The 6,223-nt window shown below is 62.0% G+C and carries 5 protein-coding genes; all 5 read right to left on the bottom strand.

Annotated elements, in window-relative coordinates:
- On the bottom strand, window positions 1-369 hold a 369-nt coding region (locus tag L981_RS31150; protein ID WP_043626071.1), incomplete at its 3' end, for a hypothetical protein.
- Window positions 370-978: 609 nt separating this feature from the next.
- Complete coding sequence (locus L981_RS31145; RefSeq protein WP_043626068.1) at window positions 979-1,848, bottom strand: cytochrome c1; 870 nt, start codon at window positions 1,846-1,848, stop codon at window positions 979-981.
- A 32-nt stretch (window positions 1,849-1,880) separates the two neighbouring features.
- Window positions 1,881-3,161, bottom strand: coding sequence for a cytochrome b N-terminal domain-containing protein (locus L981_RS31140; RefSeq protein ID WP_043626065.1), 1,281 nt, complete (start codon window positions 3,159-3,161; stop codon window positions 1,881-1,883).
- 14 nt (window positions 3,162-3,175) lie between these two features.
- On the bottom strand, window positions 3,176-3,754 hold the full coding sequence (gene petA, locus L981_RS31135; RefSeq protein WP_082006220.1) for a ubiquinol-cytochrome c reductase iron-sulfur subunit: 579 nt from the start codon (window positions 3,752-3,754) through the stop codon (window positions 3,176-3,178).
- A 367-nt stretch (window positions 3,755-4,121) separates the two neighbouring features.
- Entirely contained in the window at window positions 4,122-5,987 is a 1,866-nt protein-coding gene (locus L981_RS31130) for an ABC transporter ATP-binding protein (RefSeq protein ID WP_043626058.1), read from the bottom strand.
- Window positions 5,988-6,223 lie beyond the last annotated feature (236 nt).

Genomic DNA, 6,223 nt, shown 5'->3' with positions numbered 1-6,223 from the left:
GCAGCCGCCGACATCGGCGGGCTTGACCCGGCCCGCCTGCAGATCCTTCAGGTAAGGCTTGTTCGGGTCCAGTCCACCGAGCGCGCCGTCATAGGTCGCACGGTCGATCTTGAGCATGCGGCCGCTTGCGGTGAAGCTCACCATCTGCTTCTTGTTCACATAGGCCGAGGCGACGTTGAGCCGGCAAAAGAACGTCCTCTCGCCATTGCCGACAACCCAGCCCCAGGCGCCGGATTTCCCTCTGGCGAGCTTTCCGGTGGTGTAGCCCTGCTTGGTGAGCGCCGAATAGCTTTCCGCCTGCGAGATGCCGGGAACGAAGGCCAGGCCGATCACGGCGGCGGCCGCCAGGCGTTTCAACGAAATATGCATTGGATTTCAACCTCTTAAGCAAAAGTGAAAAATCCGAATACGACGCCGCATCCGGATGATGCAGCCCTAGAACGAGGACGTGATTAACGCGCCCACGAGGCGCGCAGGCACTCGGAAGCAAGTGCCGGTCACCCCTCGATCTGCCGAAGGGCTCTCGGTTTGTGCTGCAAGCCGGCGACGTCACCCCAGTCGGTCGAACGCGAGAACTCGGTCGTATGCAAACGTTTGCCGAATGCAATCGTTTGCATGCGACGGCGACATCTATCGACGGCTGGCGGCGGACAGTCTCGATAGGTCGCGCGCCCGATGGTCCGCCTGGAAAACGATTGTAGAAGCCGCGAGAGGAGCTGAGACTTGCCTTGCTGGACGGACGACGAGGCCCCTCATGTGCCGGCGCCAGAGGCAGCGTGGCGTTTTTCTGCGCCCAAAGGCGGGGGATGGTGCGTATGTGCCGCTTGGCCTCGATCATGAGCCAATGCACAGAGGGCTTCGCCGAACCGGCGTTGCCTTCCTCACTGCCTTGCATGAGGCCCTGAAACGCAAAAAGCCCCGGACGAACCGGGGCTTTTTCGTTGGGTCTTGATCGAACCGGCTTAAACCGGAAATCGATCAATGTTCCTTGTTGGCGTAGACCGACTTCTTGGTGAGGTACACCAGGCCGGTGAAGATCAGCAGGAACACCATGACCATGAAGCCGGTGCGCTTGCGCTCTTCGAGGTGCGGCTCGGCGGCCCACATCAGGAACGCCGAAACGTCCTTGGCGTACTGGTCTACCGTCTGCGGCGTGCCGTCGTCATAGGTGACCTGGTCGGCGGAGATCGGCTGAGCCATCGCCAGCGCGGCAGCGTTGGCGAAGTACGGATTGTAGTGCGTGCCTTCAGCCACTTCGACGCCCTGCGGCGGATCCTGGTAGCCGGTCAGCAGCGCGTGGATGTAGTCCGGGCCACCTTCCTGGTAGGGCCAGAACATGTCGAAGATGAACTGCGGGAAGCCGCGCTCGATGCCGCGTGCCTTGGCGATCAGCGAGAAGTCCGGCGGAGCTGCACCGTTGTTCGATGCGGCAGCCGCTTCCTTGTTCGCGTAAGGCGACGGGAAGTGGTCGGAGGCGACAGCCTTGCGGGTGTACATCTCGCCGTCGGCGTTCGGGCCGTCCTGGACTTCGTAGTTCGCCGCGAAAGCCTTTACCTGTGCATCCGAGTAGCCCAGGCCTTCCAGCGTGCGGAAGGCAACCAGGTTCATCGAGTGGCAGGCAGAACAGACTTCGGTGTAGACCTTCAGGCCGCGCTGCAGCTGGCCCTTGTCGTAGTGACCGAAGGGACCGGCAAAGCTCCAGTCCTGCTGTTCCGGCTTGTGGATCGGATAGTGGGGCGTACCGCCGCCATGCTCCTCGCCGCCCTTCGCCTCTTCGGCAACAGCCGCACCGAGACCGAGACCAGCGACGACAGCGAGTGACAGAATGCCTGTAACAAGCTTTTTCATTGTTGTGGGTTCCTTATCAATCGCTGTTCTGATCAGGCGCGCGCGGCGGCCGGCTGCGCCTTGGCATTCTGCTTTTCCAGCACCGCTTCGGTGATGGAATTCGGAATGCGCTTCGGCGTTTCGATCAGGCCGAGAACCGGCATGATGACGAGGAAGAAGCCGAAGTAGTACAGCGTGCCGATCTGCGACATCACGACGTACAGGCCTTCTGCCGGACGCGAGCCGAGCCAGCCGAGCAGGATGGCGTTGACCACGAAGACCCAGAAGAACAACTTGTACCACGGACGGTAGACGGCCGAGCGGACCTTCGACGTGTCGAGCCAGGGCAGGAAGAACAGGATGATGATCGAGCCGAACATCACCAGAACGCCGCCGAGCTTGGAGTCGATCGGGCCGACATTGAAGGTGATAGCGCGCAGCATCGCGTAGAACGGCAGATAGTACCATTCCGGAACGATGTGAGCAGGCGTCTTCAGCGCGTCAGCCGGAATGTAGTTGTCCGGATGGCCGAGGAAGTTCGGCTGGTAGAAGACGAACCAGGCATAGATGATCAGGAAGACGGAAACGCCGAGTGCATCCTTCAGCGTCGCATAGGGCGTGAAGGGAACGGTATCGGTCTTGGACTTGACTTCAACGCCGGTCGGGTTGGTCTGACCCGTTACGTGCAGGGCCCAGATGTGCAGGACGACGACGCCGGCGATCATGAAGGGCAGCAGGTAGTGCAGCGAGAAGAAGCGGTTCAGCGTCGGCTGGTCAACGGCGAAGCCGCCGAGCAGGAACTGCTGGATCCACTCACCCACCAGCGGGAAGGCGGTGAAGAAGCCGGTGATAACGGTCGCGCCCCAGAAGGACATCTGACCCCAGGGCAGAACGTAGCCCATGAAGCCGGTCGCCATCATCAGGAGGTAGATGACCACGCCGAGGATCCAGAGGATTTCGCGCGGAGCCTTGTACGAGCCGTAGTAGAGACCACGGGCGATGTGCAGGTAGACGGCGATGAAGAAGAACGACGCGCCGTTGGCGTGCATGTAGCGCAGCAGCCAGCCGTGGTTGACGTCGCGCATGATCTTTTCGACCGAGTTGAACGCAACGGCGGTGTCGGCGGCATAATGCATGGCCAGCACGATACCGGTCAGGATCTGGACGATCAGCATGACCGAGAGCATGGCACCGAAGGTGTAGGCGTAGTTCAGGTTCCGGGGAACCGGATAGCTGATGAAGCTATCGTGGATCAGACGCGGCAACGGCAGACGGGAATCAACCCATTTCTCAATGCCAGTCGTCGGCGTGTAGGTTGAATGTTCAGCACTCATTATCAGTAGTCCCCTCAACCGATCTTGATAACTGTGTCGGATACGAACGAGAAGGTCGGCACGTGAAGGTTCTCCGGCGCCGGACCCTTACGGATGCGGCCGGCCGTATCGTAGTGCGAACCGTGGCAGGGACAGAACCAGCCACCGAAATCACCGGCCTGGCCAAGCGGCACGCAGCCCAGATGGGTGCAGGAACCGATCATGACGATCCAGTTTTCCTTGCCTTCGCCGGCGGAACGATCGAGGTCGCTCGCGGTCGCATCGGCCGGAAGGTTGGCGTTGCGCGCAACCTGGTCCTTAAGCTCGTCGAGCTGGACGGCCTTTGCCTCCTCGACTTCCTTCTCCGTACGGTTGCGGATGAAGATCGGCTTGCCGCGCCATTTCGCGGTCAGCGACATACCGGGCTGCAGGCTCGATACGTCAACCTCGATCGAGGCGAGCGCGAGCGTTGATGCATCCGGACGCATCTGGTCGATGAACGGCCAGGCGACGGCGCCAGCGCCAACGACGCCTGCCATACCGGTAGCCAGATAAAGGAAGTCGCGGCGACTGGGCTCGCCCAAGGCCTCGCTTGAAGTGTCGTGTTCGCTCACGGCTAAACCATCCTCTCACGCAATATTGCGGAAACCGCATCCGCCCCCGGCGAAATTCCTGCCCCTTGCGGTTTGATCCAGGTCAAGGAACCACGCCCTATTCATAGTGCTCTCGCCCCGTCGCCCTGCAGTTGCAAATGCGACATCGGCACAGAATCCGAAAAGAATCGGCGCGCACACGGCACGCAGAATCCCCGTCAATCCGGCGCGTTCTATGCTTGATCGCAAATTATGTCCAGCCTTGACAAGGGGATGTGGGCAGATTGTCGCGGGGAAAAGCGCGGCCAATTGGCACAAGGACTTGACGGCCATCAGTTAGGCGGAATTTGCACCCGCCGGATGGGCCTGGAGGCGTCCGAAGAGCGCCCTACTCCGCCGCCTCTTCCCGGGCGAGAAATCCGCCGGACTGGCGTGACCAGAGGCCGGCGTAAAGCCCGCCGCGGGCAACAAGTTCGGCGTGCGTTCCCTGTTCGACGATCCGTCCCTTGTCCATCACCACCAGCCGGTCGAGTGCCGCGATCGTCGACAGCCGGTGAGCGATCGCGAGCACCGTCTTGCCCTGCATCAGGCGGTCGAGATTGGACTGGATCGCCGCTTCGACTTCGGAATCGAGCGCCGAGGTCGCCTCGTCGAGCACGAGGATCGGCGCATCCTTCAGCATCACCCGGGCGATCGCGATGCGCTGGCGCTGGCCGCCCGAAAGCTTGACGCCGCGCTCGCCGACATGGGCGTCGAGCCCCCTGTGGCCGCGCTGGTCCTGAAGGTCGGCGATGAAATCATAGGCTTCGGCTTTCCGTGCCGCGGCGATCAGCTGCTCCTCGTTCGCATCGGGGCGGCCGAAGAGGACGTTGTCGCGGATCGAGCGGTGCAGCAGCGAGGTATCCTGGCTGACCATGCCGACCTGGGCGCGCAGCGATTCCTGCCTTACGGTCGCGATATCCTGTCCGTCGATCAGGATGCGCCCGCTTTCAAGGTCGTAGAAGCGCAACAGCAGATTGACGAGCGTCGACTTGCCGGCGCCGGATCGGCCGACGATGCCCACCTTCTCGCCCGGACGGACGACGAGGGAAAAGTCGTCGATGACGCGCTCGCCCTTACCGTAGTGGAAGCGCACGTGTTCGAAGCGGATTTCCGGCTTGCTCACGGCAAGCTCCGTCGCGTCCGGCCGATCGACGAGACCGATCGACTGCGAAACCAGTTCGGCCGAGTTCTGGATCGTGCCGATGTTGCGCATGATCGAGTTGAACTGCGTCATCATGCGGCCGAGCAGCATGTTGAGCCGCAGCACCAGCGCCAGGGTGAAGGCGACTGCGCCGGAGCTGATCGAGCCCGCGAGCCAGAGATGGATGGCATAGACCGCGATCGCCGTGATCATCAGGCCGGAAAGCAGCGCCAGCGAAGCACGCACCGCCGTCAGCAGCCGCGTGAACGGGATGACAGCGCGCTGGAACCGGTCGAAGCCGCCGCGGATGTATCGGTCGTTCTCCTCGTCGCGGCCGAAGAGCTTCAGGGTCTGGATGTTGGAATAGGCATCGACCATGCGGCCGTTCAGCATCGATGCCATTTCGGCCGTGTCGCGGGCGTGCTTGCGGATACGCGGAACGAAGAAGCGCGCCAGCACCAGGAAGACGACGATCCAGAAGCCGACCATTGCCGCCAGACGCCAGTCGAGTTGCGCCACCAGCGCCATGGTCGACGCGGTGTAGATGACGATGAACCAGACGACCTGCAGCAGGGAGACGAGCAGGTCGCTCGTTGCCTGCGCCCCGGCCCAGACCTTGGTGACGATGCGGCCGGAAAAGTCGTTCTGGAAGAAGGTCAGCGACTGCCGGGCGACATGCACATAGGATTGCCAGCGCACCAGGTTCAAAAAGCCTGTCGTGATCGCCTGTTCTTCAACGAGTGCCGCCAGCGACACCGCGACGAAGCGGAAGACCATGACCGTCAGGAGCATGAACAGGAGTTCCGGCCCATTGGCGGCGATCAGGCCGCTCCAGCCGGCTTCTGGCTTCACGGTGTCGAGCAGATCGACGAGCCGGCCGACGAAATAGAAGAGCCCCGCCTCCAGCATGGCAACGAGGCCGCCGAGCACCGCCATGGCGATGAACGGTCCTTTGGCCTGGCTGGCATAGAACCAGGCAAAACCCCAGAGCGATTTCGGCGGCTGCAGGCGCTCGCGCGGTGCGAAGGGCTTGATCCAGTTCTCGAAGAGGCTGACGATGGCGCTGAGCATGGTTCCGATATAGGCGGTTCGGCGACAACAGCAATCGGTTTCGACACAATTGCAGATTACAAATGCGTAACGTCTAACAAAGAGGCCCGCCGCTCTTTCGAACGGCGGGCCTCGGGTTGCTTACTCCGCTGCCTCTTCCTTCTCGACATCGTCGGCGATGAAGCCGCCCGACTGGCGAGACCACAGATCGGCGTAGAGACCGCCATGGGCCACGAGCTCGGCATGCGAGCCGGTCT

The sequence above is a fragment of the Ensifer sp. ZNC0028 genome (assembly GCF_000799055.1).
Classification (GTDB): Bacteria; Pseudomonadota; Alphaproteobacteria; order Rhizobiales; family Rhizobiaceae; genus Ensifer.
This window is presented reverse-complemented; position numbering and strand designations above follow the sequence as displayed.